Below are 17839 nucleotides of genomic sequence, written 5' to 3'. Positions count from 1 at the left end.
GGAACATTACAATAAAAACCTTACTAAAAGCATTTTGCCAAGTCAATAATAATGCTTATTGAATAAATCAGCAGATAGAGCATTAGTTCCCTAAGCGGATGTTCTAAAAAAGGCCAAAAATGAAGGGAAGACCTAGAAAACTGTGTAGGATCAATTTCAAATAAAAACACCTGGCCCAAGATGCATAATCGCACCGGAGGGACAGGTATCAGTTACATATTAGTCCTAATACAACCTAAGAAGCGAAAACACTCACTTCTATTTATTTTCGAATTTTCATTCGATATGTGGTCAAAACTAAAAACCCGCTCGTTTTCACAAAAAAGAAATAAGCGGGTTTTAAGCGTACTCCAAAATCAGTTCGTTGTCGTAAGAGTCGATTGGACAGCTGGACTGATTTTCTTGAAAGGATAGTTAATTTTTTCCTGGAATTCCACCCAATCAAGATTTGATATTAGTAGCAGGTAGCGTTTGCCGCTGGACGGATCACTGATGATGATGTGATCACGACCAGCCGTTTCTATGCGCCCATGGTAAACCATCGAATTCCATTTGTTGTTACCTTGGTAAGTAAAGTAGAATGTACCAACCTTACCTTTGTTGAAGCGTAAGATATTTTCGATAAATGATTCTTCTATCGCACCTCCCTGAAATTGCTGCGCGGTCCCCATTGGGACCGTCGGGACGGCATACGAGGGTCCAGAGTGTCTAGCCATCAGAAAGTCAGCAGGTTGTGCACCGCTGCTATGCAGCATTGAAACTGGATAATAAGCAGGATAATAATTCGTTGGATAATTAGTAGAATCTCCACAAGTCATGAGAAGATCAGCTCCTTTTTATCTTATCTATAAAACTCTGGGCAGTAGCCCGGTACCGCGACATAAAAGCAATGGTTCTTGTGTGCAAAATCGAACGTAGTCATGGGTGATCTTGGCATAGTTGGAGTACAAGGAGCTCGGAACTTTTTCCCCGGACTGGGGTTAAAAAACCACAAATTCATTCTGGCCCGAGGTTCCCTATCGCCATTCAACAAATTCCTGGCCCTCTGGAGGTCACTTTCTTTAGGACGTTGTGTATACAATGTTCCATTTAAGACGGGCTCGAAGTGAGGAATATTCGTTCCAGGTATGGTTTGATAGATCGCATGTCTGATATTGCGCAACCCTCTGAAGTCCGGAGCACAGTCAGCCTCGACCCGATTGGCCACAACCGATCCTACCATGTTCATCCCCTGAACTCCTTCGCCGATCGCTTCCGCCAGCATGAGCCTCGCTAACTCTTCTACGTCACGTGAATTATGATTTATTCGTCTACTCATTTTTTCACTCCATTCCCCTTATATAGGTAGCTTATTTCCTGAAGCTGGTTTTGGTAACTTGCCTATCAGCCCAAATACTTCGTTTGCCTCTGTTATTCAAGCAATATTGTTTTTTTTCACATTGTTATTGATATAGAATTATCCTTTTTAGAAAAATAAAAAAGCATTCCCCTTTACAAGGAAATGCTCTATAACTATAAACTGTTTCAATTGATAATTTGGCGGGACTGCCTGGGAATCGAACCAAATAAACGAAGACGTTGGCACACCAGCATTATGCGTATGTATCCTAAACAACTATGCAAAATTTGTGCAAAATTATTTTTATAAAATTAACCTATCCTTAATTTCAAGCCAGCACTTTTTATCTTTATCGGTGCTGGCTCTTCTTTTTTCAAACCGTTAATAAACTGAGTAAATGTTTCTGCCTGGAATACTTGAAATGGGTACTCTCCATCGATTCCGTAGCGCTGATCACTAAGAATCAATACATGTGGAAAAGGCGCTGCCATTATTCCGCTATTATATAAATCGATATATCTATCTAATTTTTCATTCATTAACTTATCTGAGTAAACGGTCCTTTGAACTTCAATGAAGAAATTAGTCTTTCTATATTGGCAGAATACATCCGGTTCCACAATTCCCTTCTTTCCATACTTAGGTTCAACTAAAAATGTTCCAAGGTTGCCCAGCCGCTTTATTTCCTTATAGACATTTAAGATAGCCAGGAAGTGCCCTATCTTTTGTGAATTTTGTTTTATACTGACATCGGGTCCAAAGTAAACGTATGGAGTAAACGCTGTTGACCGCTGGATTTCGCCATCTCGTAACAATCTTAATAAAACATTATTGGCCGACTTTTTGGGATCTTTTGTTTTTGAAAAATAAATCTCTGCTATACTATCCCTATCCATAACACGAAATTTATTGAGGTCCTTAATTATTGTTCTGTCACGATTGGTCAATGACATCTGCAAACACGTCCTTCTCAGTTAATGCTTGTTGCTGCTTAGTTTCCTCTGGCCGTTCAATCACTTCTTGCTTTTTATAGTTGTGGTTCTTCCAATCAGCCTTTTTGTATGGCATAAGAATTTTTTCTGTTTTATCCTCGTTTAGATATGGCGCTCTTAGTTCTGCTAGTTCATCTAGGTTTAAAAGAAATGTTCCGGGCTGATCCTTACTAATTTTTTCACTTCCCGGGGTTTCCCCAATCAATGCATTACGCTTATCAACAGTTCTAAAACCCATTCTCACTGATAACAGGCCTCTTACCTCTGTGGAAAGAATACGGTGTGAAGGGCGCTGCATAGATAAGATTAGATAAATACCATAAGCCCTCCCTAGGCTTGCAATCTGGAGCAAATCAGTCATTATATCGTCATCTTTAATCATTACAAACTCATCCACACAAAGAACAATATAGGGCGGTTTCTGTCCATCTTGTAGCTTGTTAATATGTCTTACTTTGTGGTCCTTGAGTAATTGGCCACGTTTAGTTAATTCCTTTTTTAAATGGGTTAAAGCTGGTGCAAAATCCTTTGTAAGATAACTGATGCTTTTTACATGCTCCACACCTTCATATAGGTTTAACTCACTCATTTTGAAATCAGCTAAATACAATTGAATCTGATCAGTCGAATAGTATTGAATTAAAGTAGACAAGATAACGTGTAAGATGGAGCTTTTGCCGCTGCCTGGTTCACCGTATATCAAAAGGTTCGGGCTATTGGTTGCATCATAAATCCTAAGTTTTTCGTTCTCATCTCCTCCACAGACTATTGGCAGCAAGATATTTTCTTTTTTGATGATTTCGAGAAGCTTAGGGTAGTCATAAATAATTTCAGGTATTTTCTTGCTTTCCTTAATGCTTAAAGTAAATTTTTTAAACTCTCCATCCAGATAAACCCCATCACCGAATATCTGCTGAAAGACATAGAATTTCTTTTTTAACAACTTTGGATCCACACCATTAGGAAGGGTAAAAACATAATAGTCATATTGGCCATTAGGAATCTGATGAATTTTAGGGAATATCTTTCTTTCATCAGTTCCAACGGTTTTATAAATCCCGCCTTCTTTAAATGCTTTAATGAGCTTATTTCGAGCCTTTAGGGTTTGGATTAGTTTCACCTTAACCACCTCAACAACGCATTAGTTTCAAGAAAATAAACCCCAAGCGCCATAGCTGTTAAGGGAATAGCTATTTTTAAAATAGTTCCTAACCAATGAATCCCTGTTTCCTCTAATACTTTATCTGTTACTGCAATGACTACCGTTGTCCCAGCTGATAATAATAAGCCTGCTGAAAACATTATTCTTCCCCCTTCAACTCATCGTAACAATCAAAACAAAGCCAGCCATCAAAGGCATTACTATAAATCCCATGTATACGATAGGTTTCTTCTCCGCAATTTTCACATGTGTGCATTACCATTCCTCCATTTCTTCTAAGTCTTCATCAGACCATTTATATCCACTTGGTAAATTCTCGTACATTCCACACAAGCTCCGTTGCAATCTCTGCACCAACCACAATCAGGATCTAACCACAATGCAATTTCTCCGCATTCATTGCAAACATTCATGACTATCACCCCCTATAAATATTTTCAATCTCCCCCGGACCCCCTCTTCAGGCCTTCCGGCTTCGCCTCCCTCTTAACAAATTTTGTTTTTGGCTTGATTATTTGATTTCTTCTTGTACAACCGAGGTTATGTTACTGAGTAGCTACTGTGTAAAAACTTTAAATTAACTTAGGTTGGTACTAAATAGATACTGTGTAGCTTTCGTGTTAATAGCCTATGCCCATAATTTCGTGATATTGCCTGTCCATCAAAGAAAAATTAAATTTTTATCAAATTATTATTTGAAAGGTTTTTAAGCAATCTTGTGGAATTGGTTATTTAAGGATTGGAGGATACATATGTTTGAGAATAAGCTCGACTACTGGATGGAAAAGAGAGGAATGAAAAATAAGCATATCGCAAAGCTTTGCGGAGTATCAGAAACAACCTTTTCGAAGTGGAGGAAAAATAAAACCCAGCCCGAATTAGATTCTGCGGCTATAATAGCTAAAGAGCTATCAATTACAGTTGATCAGTTAATATATGGAGAGGAAGAGGAAGGAATTTGAAGAAGTTATTACTTTTATTAATGGCAGCCGCCCTTTTAACAGGATGCCAAAAATACTCCGGAGGGGAACCAGTTAATAAACCAAAGGAAGAAAAGCTGAAAGTTGAGGAGATAAAGAAGGAAGAACCCAAAAAAGAGTTAACGCTCGAGGATAAAGTGACTGCCGCGCTACACAAAGGCTTTGGTAAAAAGTTTAATGATAAGGATAGTGTGCAGGAAATTAAAGCAATAAAAGGTGTGGATGAATCTGCCCGGGTCAACGTAAAGGTCTATGCCAAGGATAGTATTGGAATGAAAACAACCATGCTGAATAGCATTACATCTACATTGAAAGAGTTGCAAAATGAAAACGAGATTGAAACAATTTTCTTCATGATTATTTTTCCGCTAGTTGATCAGTACGGAAATTCCGAAGATGGCACAATTGCAAAAGTTGAAATCTCAAAAGAAACTCTTGATAAAATAAACTTTAAAAACTTTGTCTATAATCAGATACCAAATATTGCAGATGAATATTGGGAGCATCCAGCAGTAAGTAAATAATGGTGACATGGCCATGGCTGCCCATAAAGCCATTATGGAGTTTGAAGAAAGTGAAAAATAACCGTCTCATTAAGAGGCGGTTTTTATTATTCTAAGTGTTCTTGGTTGCCCAGGAAGCCACGTTATATAACCCTTTAACTTTAATCTTTCCAAATATCCTTGAACTGTGGATGATGAAGCCAGATTAACCATTTTTCCAATATCTCTAACTGAAGGAGCATAACCATGTTCATCTACATATGTGTTTATTGCAGCAAAAATCTCCAACTGCCTCTTTGTTAATTTATCCTTATGCATAATATCGATCCCCTTTTTGCTTTAATAGAGCAACAGCAAGAATCGACTCAACCCTAAAGATTCTTGTTTGCTTTTTAATTAAGCAAAAAGCTTTTATATAGCTATCATTAATAGCTCTTACCGATATGGTTCTTTTTGAAAATACGTTGTCTTTATTACAATAGATTATTTCGACTGGGAATTTCTCTTCACAAGCTCTTATGAGTAATCGATTCATGCTGCAATCCTCCTTTATTTATTAAAACCATACACGAACGAACGTTCCTTTTCAAGTTGATTCTCGAACAAATGTTTGTATAATAAAATTAAGGAGATGAATAAAATGATTCGTGACCGTGGATTAAAAAAATGGAAAGGGTTCTTCATGCCTGAACATATATCAATGCTAAATAAATGTTATGTGGACGGAAAGAAATTGAAGAAGCCTGTAATTGATGAACAGGAATTCGAAGAAATAGGCGTAATCGTTATGGAATCATTGAATTATTTAGTACAAATTAAGTTAACTGTTTGGCAGGAGGGTTATTTTAAATATCATTCAGGAGTGGTAAGCAAGGTGGATCAGTTAATGAAGTACATACTATTAGAAATCGAAGGAAGAAATGAACGAATAATGATTGGTAATATTACTGGGGCGGAGAGGATTTAAATGACCAGGATTCCAAATGATGATCGAGACATAATTGAGCAAGCAATGTATCTTCCAATGGTACTAACTGTGCTCGAAAAGGACCGCCTTATAATTGATAAAGCACCTTTCAAGCTAAAGCAGCCATATCTAAATCTTGTGGAGGAAACAATTAAGGCCGTACAAAGGGATTTTAAAGTTACAAAGGAGAATATGCGCAAAGGTAACATGAAACTGCAGCAGACCGGCCGTGATGATACATTTACGCAATTTATGTTTTTCTATAAAGGTTATGAGGAGCAGCATAATTACTTTAATCCCCGGATCCGGAACAAGGTGAATGAGCTGCTTGAACATTATTTATATAAACGATTGAATTCATAAATTTGTCACAAGGACTTTCTTCCTGGGTATCGAATACTTAGGCAGGAGGGATATGGGTGCTTGCATTTAAAAAGAACGGGGTTGCATATCATATTTTTGCTACAAAGAAAGAAGTGACAGTTATCGCCAAGACTAAAACATTTACAGTGCATGCTAAAGGCGAGAAATTTAAGGAGACAATTGCAAAGGCTAAAAAGGCAGTACGAGAAGAAGCCCCTCTCAAGTGAGAAGGGCTTTTATTTTTATTTAACGGTATATAATTTTGTAGTTTTGCTCTCGTTATTATAGATAACTTTTAAACCTAAGAGCTCTGCAAACTCCCTAACTTGCACGTATGTCCTACCATCTTTAATAATGGCCGGTATTGGATTACTGTCATTGAACAATACTTTTGCATTAGGTTCCACCACAGCCGCAACCTCCACTTTTGTTTCCTCCTTCTTTTTTAATCCAAATGCTTTATCAAGACCATTTACGTGACCTTGTGCAATTTTATCAATAAATGCAGCCTGTTTTAATTTAGCAGCATCCGATGAGTTATCAATAAAACCATTTTCAGTTAGCAAAGCCGGCATTTTTGATTCACGAAGCATGTGAAAGTTTGCCTGCTTCTTTCCACGATCGAAAAAATCTACTTGTTTCATAATCTCTTCATGAATGGCATTTTGGAATACTGCAGTTGCTCCACCTAATCCAGGATAGATAAAGTCCTCATATCCTGTTCCGCCTCCAGCATTGATGTGCACCGATAGCAAATAGTCAGCTCCCCAAGCGTTAGCCATGTCAGTACGTTGTTTAAGTGATAATGTTTGATCGTCTTCTCGGCTTAATTTGACCAGAACGTTTTCATATTGAGTCAGTATATCCCTAATTCTTTTAGAAATCGTTAAGGTTAGCACTTTTTCGAGCAAGCCATTGCCGACTGCCCCTGGATCCGTTCCACCGTGCCCTGGATCGATAAAAATATTAATCATCTGGATCACCACCTTATTTTTTAGTGACAATTTTTGATTGATCAAACAAGCCAGCTGCAGACAAACCAATCATTAAACCAAACATAATTTTTTCCTGCAAAGTCGGCACGTCTACATTAATAATACCCGCTAGCAATCCAAGTAAAACGGATGCTGCAGGTAAGTATCTTACTGGCATAAAACCTAGTCGCTTAATTAATTCTGTTAGTGCTAAAACGACAGCTATGATTATTGTAATCTCAAACATTATTTATCATTCTCCTTTTCTAAAGCATCAATTCTTTTGTGCGCGGATTTTACGCTTTCATCTATTCGAACAACCTCTTTATCTGTAGTTGCCCAGCGAAGCTCACTTGTTTTTAAGTCTAAAACAATCGTATTAACAGATTGATTAATGTTATCTAATTTAGTCTCTATTACAGCGTTTCTTGAAGCATCGCTTTTAACATCTTTGTCCCGGTTTCTGGCAAATGTCAAAATACCAATCACAGCACCTAGAATAGTGCAAACAAAACCTATGACAGTTATTAATATACCAATATTTACCGTCATAACTCACCATCCATTTACAAAATAAAAAGAGGACTGAATTTCTCAGTCCCCACACATTTATTAATTTAACTCTTTATACACAATTACTTTTAATGCTTTTAATTCTTATAAAGGTAATGTTCCCTATTGATCTTTTAAATATAATATTCTAAATTTCAACTCGTCATTGGCATCTAAGACCCCTATGACAATCTGATTATCTTCAGTTATTGTGACATACCTTAAAGTTTCATTACCTTCGGTCATAAAGTTTGTATCCGAAGGTGTCTCCATCTTTGCAAAGACAGTTTGTGTGTATTCAAGCGGAAGAATATTATCTATTCCTTCCTCTGGTCTACCGAGCCACTTAAACATGAAATCTTTCAGTTTCATTTGTTCAATTATTGATAAACTTTTCTTAAATGCTAGTTTGTCTATAGTTACTTCTGTCAACTTTACCACTCCTTGTAGTAGGTAAAGTTTATACGTAAAAAATCCTAACAGCAAGGGTATCCCGATTACAATCACTTTACATTTTAATTACTTGCTAGGTAAGTGTTTATATACCAGTTTTATTGCATAAAAAATACACCACGATGGGTGTTAATGTTGTTGTTTTCATTCTAATTTCCATTGATTGGTTCTGGCGGTGGTTGATAATCACCTGCTAAAAACTCTACACCGCTATCTTTTAGGTGCTCATAAACTTGTGGTTTTAAACTGTTTGGTACATCCTCAAATGCTGTTTTTCCTAAAATTACTCTTTGTGCAAATAATAATGCCATCATTAAATCATCTCCAATTATTTTTATTAAAATTTGTATTAAAAAACGGACTATCATGAATAGACAAGCATCGCCATTTCAGCGATTAAGTCCTCGTGAAAATCCGTTCTATCCGTAAGTGTTTGATTTTGTGCTTTTAATAAAGTGTTTTCCTCTTTCAATAAATCAAACTCTTCTTTTGGAACTTCTGTATAAACAATCCTTTTTTCAATCACTAAAGGATTAGGTGAAAATACAAGAAACTTATCATCAAAGTTTATTTGTTCACCTATAAAATACAAACCATCCGAAGTTTTTTCGTTAATAATGTTTTCCCTTTGTACATCAGTTTCATATTGAATAGTCAGATTCACACAGGTTCAACTCCATCCATAAATATAGGTACAGGCTTTTCGACCCTTATATCGATTTGCTCAAATCTCGCTTGTCCATAAGACAAAGTTCCATAAATGGAACGCCCTCGAACCTCTAATACATCCCCCGATTTTATGTTGAGGTCTATGTCTACATAAGCTGTATAACCAGTTGCAGGTGGACCGGCAACCGAAACACCATTTAGATAAAGTGCTACAATCCCGTATTGTGTAGGGGTCGAATCATACCAAAAATTTTGTAACCTTGTCCCAAATAATCGAACTCTTATACTACCATTCATTCTCATAGTAGCTTTCCAAAAGTTTGTAAATTCTTCATTTTTAGTAGATGTATACCTTCCATCCACTCTTTGAAAAGCAAGTACATTAATAGATGCCTTTGGAGAATAAGCCAATTCAAGAGTATCCACCCCTGCCACCAACTGTGCCGCAGTCGGTGGATTGCCCGTGACGACACCCCCTTTACTGACAATAGCGTCACGGACGGAATTTATCTTATTGTCAGTATCGGACTTTAAATTATCAAGTTCCGTTTGTACATTGCTTCCTGCGGTTGTAGTGACGTTTTCTGCGGTTAATTCCATGTTTTCAACCTGTTCTTTTAGCTGCGTAAAATGTTCTAAATGGGAATTGATAGTTTGCTCTAAACTTTGAATTCGCGAAGCCAAATTAGCAGCTACATCTCCGCTCAAAATATCTTGTAACGTAGCAAGCCAAGCAACAAAGTCTGCCTGCTTAGCTGTAGTAAACTCGCCAAACCAGCTTTGATACTGATTAAACAAGGTTGTTGTATCAACTTGCTGAACAGTACCGTGGACGATTCCACAAAGGCTTGTGTTTAGCCTTAGATCAGCTATGTTGGATTGTGTAATGCTCGTTATCCCTTTACCAACATAAATGTCAGCCAGAGCTATTTCATAAGCATCTGCATCTCTTTTTAACGTTGGAGCTACTGGAGTGCTTGCGAAAGTTCCCTTTTTAACAACGGGAATTATTTCTCGATTAAAATAGTTTAATTGTAAAACTATGCGATCTATTCGGTTTAAAACTCCGTCTGCTACATCTATTGATAAGTTATAGTCAGAATCATTTGTAGTAAAATAACCATTAATCCATGCCTTTCCTGCTTTTAAACTTACGGTCATAATGTTATTGGCCATAACTTGAAATCCGTTAGAAGGATTGGGAAAAACACCGTTAGCAATAAACATGGCGAAATAGGAAGCAAAGTCCTGGGCTTTATATCGCCTATCACCATTCACACTGTTAAAAATTCCGCTTTTAATTGTCATAAAAATCACCTCATCTTCTGTGCAATTCTATCTATTAATGTAGGAATATTGCTGCCGAAATTGACTTGAATATCCTTATTGTTCTTCTCGTAAATTTCCTTTACTGATGTAATTCTTGTATTAAGTGTTATTCCCCACCGGTTGTTCTGTATCGTCACCTTATCCCCTAAATCAAAGTCTTGTTTATAAATAAGATTAGACAATACAGAAATACCCGATTCAAATGTTTGAATGGGTTGTAGTTCAGCTAGTTTACTTTCCCCTCTACTAACGAGCATAGCTTCATATTCGTTTTCAGGAATAGGGGTATCATCCTCTTTTTCAAGCGAAATATCACGAGCATCTACAAATAACTCCCTGCGCTCAAAGCCAGTTACATTGTTGTTAATTACAGCCAATTTCCTTTCAGCGCCTTCACCTTGACCAGCGATTAAGGCCACATTCTTAAATCCCGCATAAGAATCCTTGAATGATTGTTTAAGTATATTTTCATATTCAAGTGAAAAGATTGCTTGAGGATTTACAGTTTGATTAACGGATAAGTCCTTCCCTTCATATACATCAAACAAAAATTTTTTATTTTCTAAATCAAAAAGAACACGCCAGCCAACTTCATATTTGAGAGCAAGTTCCTCTGTTAGATCAGCTAAATTTCCGTAAGAGTTAACCTCATTTGCTGGCTTACTAATTCCTCTGTTAAGAGATAACATTAAATTTGGAATAATCCGATTAAGATCAATTGGAGTTATTGCATTCATTTTTACAAACAGCTTTATAACTTCTTCAATGTTTCCTGTATAGGACTGTTGTCCCCACACAATCCGTTCTGAAATAAAGTTATCTATGAAGAAACCGCTGACTTCTATAGTTTCGGAATCTTCATCATCAAGGACTATGTCTTCGATGTAGGCTGCCTCTTCTGGACTATCATCCTTCATGATTATATTGCCTTTTTGAAGAAGTGATATTATTTCCGCAGCAAACTTATCTAAATCAGGAAGAGTTACATGCAGTTTAAATGAGCCAGTTTTATAAAACTCTCTATCCCAAATTAACGACTCAAAACTATCGATAATTCCTAGTAGATTAAATGACTTATCAAACACATAGATGTCCATTGCTACACCCCTGCATATTGTGGAGTATGATAAATATCTACTTCTAAAGCATCAAGGTTTTCATCAGCATCATATCGGAACAAGTTGTCTCCAATGTCTAATTGCAAGAAATTACTTCCGAAAACCATGTTGTTAAAGATGTTTGAAACCACTCCATTTTTGGTTGACTCCACTCGCTTTTTTCCTTGATTTGTGTTAACTGTAATTACTTCACCAGCTGTCATTATTCGATTCAATTTAAACCATTCTCTTGTGTTGACGTTAAATAAGGAAGGATTTCTTACAGTACCAAGTGCTTTAAATTTAATGATCAATCCAATAGGTACTTGTCCATCATTCTGCACATTAACAATCAGTGAAGGAGATCGAATCCCCATTTCAATCCCATCTAACGGTATCTCTAAAGGAAATTCGAAGTTTGATTCCCACAAAGCTATTTCTGTTTTTTGAATTTCAAGCTTTCGGAAGAAAGGTGATGGGCAAATTAAATCAACAACAGCTACTTGAAAGGTGTTATCTCTATTGCTTTCACCAGAAGGAAATGTTGGTCCATTCTCTACAACAGCATCTATTTCTAAGATCCCTGATCCAAAATCATATTGTAAAGTGCCTAGTCCTAGCATCGAATTCAATACTTGAGAAATAAGTGCCCTATTCCTAAATAGCTCTTCCTGGGACTGAGCTTTAATTAAGAAGGATAAAGTTATTGGTCGTTCTGAATAGTTTGCACCTGTGAATGTCTGTCCATCTTGAAAAGCTAGTTTTCTCATTTGTACATCAGTTCTTGCTCCCCCAGTACCTTCATGATTAAGCAGTATAAAAGGGGCTGCGTTTCCAAGTTCAACGCTTTGCCCCTTCGAATTTATGAATATGAATTTTTCTTTTATCATCTTAAGAGCCCCGCTTCCATTGCTAATTGGCGTGACACTTGTAGATTCCTTCGTGCTGTTTCAGCTGGTGAAAGATGTTTTGGACTATTTATTGTGATATTTTGGATAAGCCCTCCTCCTGTAAACGGGGTATGTCCTGAACCAGCATTCACTCCACCTGAAGCATTGATTTTTGGTATTTTTATATTAGGGACGTTAGGAATCGTTGCATAAGCAAGTTTTTTAGCAGAGTTAGTAACCATTGAAACCATATCATCTAACCCAATCACAAGTCCTTCTCCCACAAAGTTTCCGATTTGCACCATAACTCTTGATGGAGACTTAATCTGTAAAGCGCTTCTCATTGTAGCAGCTACAGCATCCGCTATTGATTTAGCTTTTTCCATTAATGCACCTTCCATCGAAGAAAGTCCATTTATCATCCCATTGATTGAATCCTTACCAATTTGAGTAAGACTAGACTTCATAGCGTTAAACTCGCCAACGCTCCCCTGTCTAATTTGCTTTATTTTCAAATCCCACTTAACCCGAAGTTTTTCCAATTGTGTAGCTGAGTTGGCGTGAAGCTCTTCAATTTTCTTTTGAGTATCTTTCTTTAAACCTTCAAGTTCTTCTGTCGCCTGTTGACGAGCCATCTCATTTTTTGTTCTCCAAAGCTCTGTGTACTCTTGAAGTTGGCTGTCAGTTAGACCGTTAAGAGCAGCAATCTCTGCTGCAGCTTGTGGACCCATACCGCGTAATTCAGCAAGTAACCCTTCATCTATTCCTCTATGAGCGAGAGTTTTAATATTGGCAGACCACTCTGCAAACGTAGTAACTTGACCGCGAAGATTCTCAATTAACTGCTGGCCAGACACATCTGCCTTTTCTTTGATCTCATCAAATATTCCTGCGAAGCTATACAATGACCTTGTGCGGTCCTCAACAGCTTTTCTATACTCATCATTGAGAGCTCTTTCACCTTCGATCAACTTTTGATTGATTTCTTGCATTTTGCCTACGTATTCATCATTTAGAGCTGTGAGTTTATCGTGGATTTCCTTCTTCACTCGATAAATATTTTGCTCCGCTTCTTCACGTTCCTTGGAACCGACTTTAAATCGAGCCTGGACTCGTTCCCATGCTGCCAATTCCTCAGCAAGAGGCAACTCATTCATTTGCTTCTTTTTATCAATCCAATTCTTAGATGAATCGAATTTTTCTTTTTGAAGAGCCTCGAGTTCTTTCACATACTTTTTCTCAAGGTCTAGGATTGCTAGATTTACTTTGCGTACCTGATCGGGAGTTTTTGCATAATTAGCACGTACTTTTTCTAGCGATTTAATGTGAGCAACAGCATCAACTTCTCCGATTTTAAAACGATAATTAGCAGCATCTAGAGCTTCTTTAAAGTTCTTGGCTGCGGCTTGTGCGTTTTTCTTGGCTGCCTTTTCCACTTCTTTTTGTTTTTTACCAATCCCATCTGCGAATCCTTTTCCAGTTTCTTCTCCTAGCTTTGTAGTAACTTTGGATGGGGAAGCAATTCCGAGAACTTTTTTGATGGTTTTACTAACTCCATCAGCAATCTCTTTCACTTTATTCCACACAGCTGAAGCCATTGATCCAATACCATTGACAAGTCCTGTTATGATGTCTTTACCGACTTGACGAAGATCAATGCCACGGAAGAAAGCCATGACCTTTCCCCAAAGATTTTGAATGGTTGTATTGACAGTTCCCCAAATCGACTTGATTGAGCTTAACATGGCATTAAAAGCAGTCGTTATTCCGTTCTTTATCATGGTTGCGCCGTTTATCAAAAAGCTAATTAAGCCTTCCCACAAACTTTTTAATCCATTTCCTAGGGAGGTAAATATAGACTTAACAACGCCGCTAAATGCTTCAAATGTGGACGCCCCTCTTGCTTTAAAAAGATTGAAGAGAGTGATCACCGCATCAACAAAGTTCCGGAAAAACCCTACTACACTATCTACAAATCCTTTTGCTAGATTTTGTCCGGAAGTGGTGAAAGCTTTAAAGAGTCCTACAATACCATCAGCCATACCTTTTACAAGATTGACTCCTAATTTAGCTAGATTAGTAAGTAATGTGCGTAGACCTCCCACAAAGGTTAGGGTCATCCAGCCAATGATTAAATCAATTGCTCCTAAGAATATTTGTTTAATCCCTTCCCACATTTTGCCGAAATCTCCGGTAAACAGCCCGCTGAACACTTTAATTAAGCCCATGATTACATTTAACGCGCCATCAATTACTTGCTTAATAGCAGTCCACACCATATCAACAATAAAGAGTATTCCTGGCATAACAAAGTCCACAACCGCCATAATTCCATTAAATACATTCTCGAATGCAGCTAAAAACTGCGTTCCATTCTCATCCCAAAACTGCTTAATCTGAGCAATTTTTTCACCTATGAAACTAGCGACAATCCCGAAGGCTTGAACGGCAACATCTTTCACTTTGTTAAAGATATTTGTCACTGAATCTCTAAATGTCTCACTATTCTTCCACAATGCGACTAAGGTAGCTCCTAGTCCGACTATTGCCGCTACTGCTATTCCAATTGGTCCAGTTAATATCCCGATTGCTCCCCCTGCTCCTCCAATGGCTCCGCTTAGTCCTGCAAAAGCAGTTATAGCAGAACCAATTCCGGTTATCATTAATCCCAATGTAGCTAAGACAGGGCCAATGGCTGCTGCTATAGCACCAATTGCGATAATGATCACTTGGATAGCTGGATCAAGATTCTTAAACCATTCTGCCGCCTGTTCTAACATGTCTAACAAAGGTGACATCGCATCCAAAGTGGACAATAAAGCAGGAATAAGTGCATCTCCTATTGTGATGCCAATGAGTTTAACTCGATTCCACAAGATCTGAAATTGTGATGCTGTGGTCTTATATCTTTCCTCAGCCTCTTTTGTTAGTGCTACATTTTCCTCCCAAGCCTTTGTACCAATTTCAAGAGATTCTCTAAATAAATCTCCTGCACCACTGGCACGTAACAATGCATCACGAACTCGAATCTCTGATAAACCTAAATCCTCTAGGACTCCAAAAACATTTTTTCCTTCCTTACTCATTTTGTCGAGACCTTCAACAAAAGCAATAATGGCTCCTGCAGAATCTTCTTTAAAAAGTTTCTGGAAGTCTTTTGCTGACATTCCGGCAACGTCTGAAAAAGCTTTTATTGCATCCTCACCATTTGCCGATGCGTTTGCAATCTCAATCATTACTCGTGAAAAAGCACTTCCTCCTGCTTCCGCTTCAATACCAACAGAAGATAGTGCTCCTGCAAAGGCTAAAATCTGTGCTTCTGTTAACCCAACTTGTGATCCCGCCCCAGCAATTCTTAATCCCATAGCCACAATCTCGGATTCCGTTGTAGCTAAATTGTTTCCAAGGTCTACAATCGTTGCTCCTAATCTATCAAACTGATCCTGTGGCATTTGTGTGATGTTAGCTAACCTCGCAAGAGCAGTAGCTGCTTCATCACTACTCATATTTGTTGCAACGCCCAGGTCAACCATAGTCCGGGTAAATCCCATGATATTTTCTTTTTTAATCCCTAATTGTCCGGCCGCTTCGGCAACTATGGCAATTTCTGTAGCCGCTGCAGGTATTGTTTTGGACATTTCAAGGATTTCTTTCTTAAATTGAGCAAATTCCTTTTCTGTCGCATCCACGGTTTTTCGAACACCTGCAAATGCTGTTTCAAAATCAATTGCTGATTTAACCGATGCAGTAGCTAAACCGACAATAGGCAAAGTAACTGCAGCAGTGAGAGTTGAACCAATAGTTGTTAAATCGCTTCCGATGTTTTGCATTTGTCTACCAAACTGCCTCACTTGGTTTTGAGCTTGAGTAAATGTGCTAGACATTCCGCTCGCATTCCCTAATATCCCAACGGTTAAATTACCTAATAAACTCATGGTTGACCTCGCTTCTCTGGACGTTTAATACGATCACCATAATATTTGTAAAAAGCTTCCCGGTCCGGTGTATCATTGTAGTCCTTTTTCTGCTTTTTCGGCTCTTCTTCAACACCAAAAAGGCCAACCGCAATGCGATTGACCAAGATGATTGATTTATTTTCTTCATGTTCCAGGCCGAAATCGTAATACATGAAAATTTGATCTAAGGACATATAATCAAGCATGTAATCCGGGGTTGCCCAAGCAAACATACTGCCTACTCTCGCTAATATACGCCCCATTTCTATTGGTTGGGGCTTGCCTCGTTTTTTCCCTCACCATCAGTTCGATCTTTAATTGGTTTAAGAATAAATTCAACTAATGCCAGAAGTTGATCAAGGCTAGTATTGTCAATAATCCAATCAGACGTAATATCTGGTTGTGACGGCTTGCATATTTTGACCACTAAATCTAATAGAACAGGAAAGCTTTCTTCTGAACCACTTTTTAAAACATCCGATTTCTTAGCAATTTCTAATGTTACTCGAGAGGGAATTTTTGAAACGTCGATTTCTTTTCCTGCTAGTCGAATGATGCGCTGTTCGGGGATTAATTTATCTAAATCAAGAATTTCTTGAGCCATTTTTATTCCATCCTTTCAATTCAATATAAAAAAGCACCCATAAAATGAGTGCTTAAACTGTTGGTACTACTCCTTGCTCGTCGTAAATTTCGAATAGTTGCTCACCCGGATCACGCTCTGCATCTAAAGTTCCTGTCATTTCAATCGGAGTCATTGCTGGATCTTCTCCGTCAGCTTCAGGGAAGGTGATATTTAAACCGCTTGCCGCATTCGCTTTGAATATCTTGATGCTAAATGCTTCATTTTTATCATTATAGTTAGTGATTTTAACAATTCTAGGTTGGAAAGTGCTAAGACCGCCAGACAATAGTTTAATAGCCGCCTTTTTACCCGCTTGAGAATCCGCTGCTACTTCCTCATATTTATCGATTCCGCCACGAAGTACATGGAGTGTTTTAAGATTAATCTCCATCAAGTTGCCCGCAATCTTGGCTGTATGATTCGTGATTCCTGCCGTGATTACTCCAGCGTTATCAGATTTCACTTGGATTTCATCCCATGATTCTTCGAAAGATATTCCTCTCATAGCACCAAGGTCAATGAGTGTTTCCTCTGTTTCCCCTACTTCGAATTTTGCTGAGCCAAAACGGATTGTACTTTTCTGTTGTACCGTTGTCATATTCCTCATTGCATTCACTCCCAATAAATAATTTTTATATCAATAATTGCATTGTGCAACATTGTATCTTTTTCGTATAACATGTATTTACCTGCAGAAACACCTTGAATTACACGAGTGTTGCCCATTTTACCTTTAAATCTTTTTAAAGCATTTTCAATTTCTTTTCTAACTTGCTTCGCCTCTGTGTATCTAGTAGAAAAGCAAGAAAACTGAAAACGCGGGAACGCTACATCAATGTCATGATGACCTGGTGCCGATATTTCGTTGTATGCTATAGCTGGTTTCGTTCCATTTTCAGGTATAACACCGGGATAAATTCTACCACCAACTAAATCCTTTAATGGCTGGTAGTTTTTAAGATAATTAACTAAATCAGTTTCTAGCAAG

At 37.8% G+C, this 17839-nt stretch carries 26 protein-coding genes; 5 read left to right on the top strand and 21 right to left on the bottom strand.

Annotated features, from left to right (window positions below):
• Positions 1-356 precede the first annotated feature (356 nt).
• The 5 genes from gerQ to F7731_RS08750 all read right to left on the bottom strand — a co-directional run bounded on the left by gerQ (position 357) and on the right by F7731_RS08750 (position 3633).
• Positions 357-818, bottom strand: a complete 462-nt coding sequence (gene gerQ, locus F7731_RS08770) for a spore coat protein GerQ (RefSeq protein ID WP_151534380.1) — start codon at positions 816-818, stop codon at positions 357-359.
• A 23-nt stretch (positions 819-841) separates the two neighbouring features.
• Entirely contained in the window at positions 842-1264 is a 423-nt protein-coding gene (locus tag F7731_RS08765; protein WP_281352240.1) for a cell wall hydrolase, read from the bottom strand.
• A gap of 386 nt (positions 1265-1650) precedes the next feature.
• The gene (locus F7731_RS08760; protein ID WP_151534378.1) at positions 1651-2292 is read right to left on the bottom strand and encodes a hypothetical protein; all 642 of its coding nucleotides are present in this window, start codon (positions 2290-2292) and stop codon (positions 1651-1653) included.
• On the bottom strand, positions 2273-3451 hold the full coding sequence (locus F7731_RS08755; protein WP_170289661.1) for an FtsK/SpoIIIE domain-containing protein: 1179 nt from the start codon (positions 3449-3451) through the stop codon (positions 2273-2275). The genes F7731_RS08760 and F7731_RS08755 overlap by 20 nt, the downstream gene beginning before the upstream one ends.
• Positions 3448-3633 carry a cupredoxin domain-containing protein gene (locus F7731_RS08750; protein ID WP_151534376.1) on the bottom strand — a complete coding sequence of 62 codons (186 nt, stop codon included), beginning with the start codon at positions 3631-3633 and terminating at the stop codon, positions 3448-3450. Before F7731_RS08750 ends, F7731_RS08755 begins: the two co-directional genes overlap by 4 nt.
• Positions 3634-4245: 612 nt before the next feature.
• Here F7731_RS08750 and F7731_RS08745 point away from each other — a divergent pair.
• Together F7731_RS08745 and F7731_RS08740 are read left to right on the top strand one after the other, a co-directional pair.
• Complete coding sequence (locus F7731_RS08745) at positions 4246-4455, top strand: helix-turn-helix transcriptional regulator (protein ID WP_151534375.1); 210 nt, start codon at positions 4246-4248, stop codon at positions 4453-4455.
• Positions 4452-4997 (top strand): hypothetical protein, encoded by a 546-nt coding sequence (locus tag F7731_RS08740; protein ID WP_151534374.1) that lies wholly within the window; start codon positions 4452-4454, stop codon positions 4995-4997. Before F7731_RS08745 ends, F7731_RS08740 begins: the two co-directional genes overlap by 4 nt.
• 69 nt (positions 4998-5066) lie before the next feature.
• On the opposite strand, the gene F7731_RS08735 is transcribed toward F7731_RS08740, so the two are convergent.
• Both F7731_RS08735 and F7731_RS08730 read right to left on the bottom strand, forming a co-directional pair.
• Entirely contained in the window at positions 5067-5294 is a 228-nt protein-coding gene (locus tag F7731_RS08735) for a LexA family protein (protein ID WP_151534373.1), read from the bottom strand.
• The gene (locus F7731_RS08730) at positions 5287-5511 is read right to left on the bottom strand and encodes a WYL domain-containing protein (RefSeq protein ID WP_151534372.1); all 225 of its coding nucleotides are present in this window, start codon (positions 5509-5511) and stop codon (positions 5287-5289) included. The genes F7731_RS08735 and F7731_RS08730 overlap by 8 nt, the downstream gene beginning before the upstream one ends.
• 105 nt (positions 5512-5616) lie before the next feature.
• On the opposite strand from F7731_RS08730, the gene F7731_RS08725 reads away from it, so the two are divergent.
• Genes F7731_RS08725 through F7731_RS26425 form a run of 3 tightly spaced genes read left to right on the top strand, consistent with a single transcriptional unit; the run spans position 5617 to position 6533 of the window.
• A complete protein-coding gene (locus F7731_RS08725) occupies positions 5617-5943 on the top strand; it encodes a YolD-like family protein (protein WP_151534371.1) in 327 nt (108 codons plus the stop codon).
• Positions 5944-6306 (top strand): YhjD family protein, encoded by a 363-nt coding sequence (locus F7731_RS08720; protein ID WP_151534370.1) that lies wholly within the window; start codon positions 5944-5946, stop codon positions 6304-6306.
• Positions 6307-6362: 56 nt separating this feature from the next.
• A complete protein-coding gene (locus F7731_RS26425; RefSeq protein ID WP_170289660.1) occupies positions 6363-6533 on the top strand; it encodes a hypothetical protein in 171 nt (56 codons plus the stop codon).
• 15 nt (positions 6534-6548) lie between these two features.
• On the opposite strand, the gene F7731_RS08715 is transcribed toward F7731_RS26425, so the two are convergent.
• The 14 genes from F7731_RS08715 to gp17 form a co-directional block, all read right to left on the bottom strand.
• A complete protein-coding gene (locus F7731_RS08715) occupies positions 6549-7280 on the bottom strand; it encodes an N-acetylmuramoyl-L-alanine amidase (RefSeq protein ID WP_151534369.1) in 732 nt (243 codons plus the stop codon).
• A 13-nt stretch (positions 7281-7293) separates the two neighbouring features.
• Positions 7294-7527, bottom strand: coding sequence for a holin (locus F7731_RS08710; protein WP_151534368.1), 234 nt, complete (start codon positions 7525-7527; stop codon positions 7294-7296).
• Positions 7527-7832 (bottom strand): hypothetical protein, encoded by a 306-nt coding sequence (locus tag F7731_RS08705; protein ID WP_151534367.1) that lies wholly within the window; start codon positions 7830-7832, stop codon positions 7527-7529. Before F7731_RS08705 ends, F7731_RS08710 begins: the two co-directional genes overlap by 1 nt.
• Positions 7833-7955: 123 nt before the next feature.
• Positions 7956-8264 (bottom strand): hypothetical protein, encoded by a 309-nt coding sequence (locus tag F7731_RS08700; protein ID WP_151534366.1) that lies wholly within the window; start codon positions 8262-8264, stop codon positions 7956-7958.
• A gap of 170 nt (positions 8265-8434) precedes the next feature.
• Complete coding sequence (locus tag F7731_RS26420; protein WP_170289659.1) at positions 8435-8599, bottom strand: hypothetical protein; 165 nt, start codon at positions 8597-8599, stop codon at positions 8435-8437.
• 50 nt (positions 8600-8649) lie between these two features.
• Positions 8650-8949 carry a hypothetical protein gene (locus F7731_RS08695; RefSeq protein WP_151534365.1) on the bottom strand — a complete coding sequence of 100 codons (300 nt, stop codon included), beginning with the start codon at positions 8947-8949 and terminating at the stop codon, positions 8650-8652.
• Positions 8946-10262, bottom strand: coding sequence for a hypothetical protein (locus tag F7731_RS08690; RefSeq protein ID WP_151534364.1), 1317 nt, complete (start codon positions 10260-10262; stop codon positions 8946-8948). Before F7731_RS08690 ends, F7731_RS08695 begins: the two co-directional genes overlap by 4 nt.
• Positions 10263-10267: 5 nt before the next feature.
• On the bottom strand, positions 10268-11380 hold the full coding sequence (locus tag F7731_RS08685) for a siphovirus ReqiPepy6 Gp37-like family protein (RefSeq protein WP_151534363.1): 1113 nt from the start codon (positions 11378-11380) through the stop codon (positions 10268-10270).
• 2 nt (positions 11381-11382) lie between these two features.
• On the bottom strand, positions 11383-12270 hold the full coding sequence (locus F7731_RS08680) for a phage tail family protein (RefSeq protein ID WP_151534362.1): 888 nt from the start codon (positions 12268-12270) through the stop codon (positions 11383-11385).
• Positions 12267-16205 (bottom strand): phage tail tape measure protein, encoded by a 3939-nt coding sequence (locus F7731_RS08675; RefSeq protein ID WP_151534361.1) that lies wholly within the window; start codon positions 16203-16205, stop codon positions 12267-12269. Before F7731_RS08675 ends, F7731_RS08680 begins: the two co-directional genes overlap by 4 nt.
• Entirely contained in the window at positions 16202-16459 is a 258-nt protein-coding gene (locus F7731_RS08670; protein ID WP_151534360.1) for a hypothetical protein, read from the bottom strand. The genes F7731_RS08675 and F7731_RS08670 overlap by 4 nt, the downstream gene beginning before the upstream one ends.
• Positions 16460-16491: 32 nt before the next feature.
• Positions 16492-16830 carry a hypothetical protein gene (locus tag F7731_RS08665; RefSeq protein ID WP_151534359.1) on the bottom strand — a complete coding sequence of 113 codons (339 nt, stop codon included), beginning with the start codon at positions 16828-16830 and terminating at the stop codon, positions 16492-16494.
• A gap of 52 nt (positions 16831-16882) precedes the next feature.
• The gene (locus F7731_RS08660; RefSeq protein ID WP_151534358.1) at positions 16883-17458 is read right to left on the bottom strand and encodes a hypothetical protein; all 576 of its coding nucleotides are present in this window, start codon (positions 17456-17458) and stop codon (positions 16883-16885) included.
• A gap of 5 nt (positions 17459-17463) precedes the next feature.
• Positions 17464-17838, bottom strand: a complete 375-nt coding sequence (gene gp17 / locus F7731_RS08655; RefSeq protein ID WP_151534357.1) for a tail completion protein gp17 — start codon at positions 17836-17838, stop codon at positions 17464-17466.
• Between the last annotated feature and the right edge of the window lies 1 nt (position 17839).

The sequence above is a fragment of the Cytobacillus depressus genome, assembly GCF_008923245.1.
Lineage (GTDB): Bacteria > Bacillota > Bacilli > Bacillales > Cytobacillaceae > Cytobacillus > Cytobacillus depressus.
This window is presented reverse-complemented; position numbering and strand designations above follow the sequence as displayed.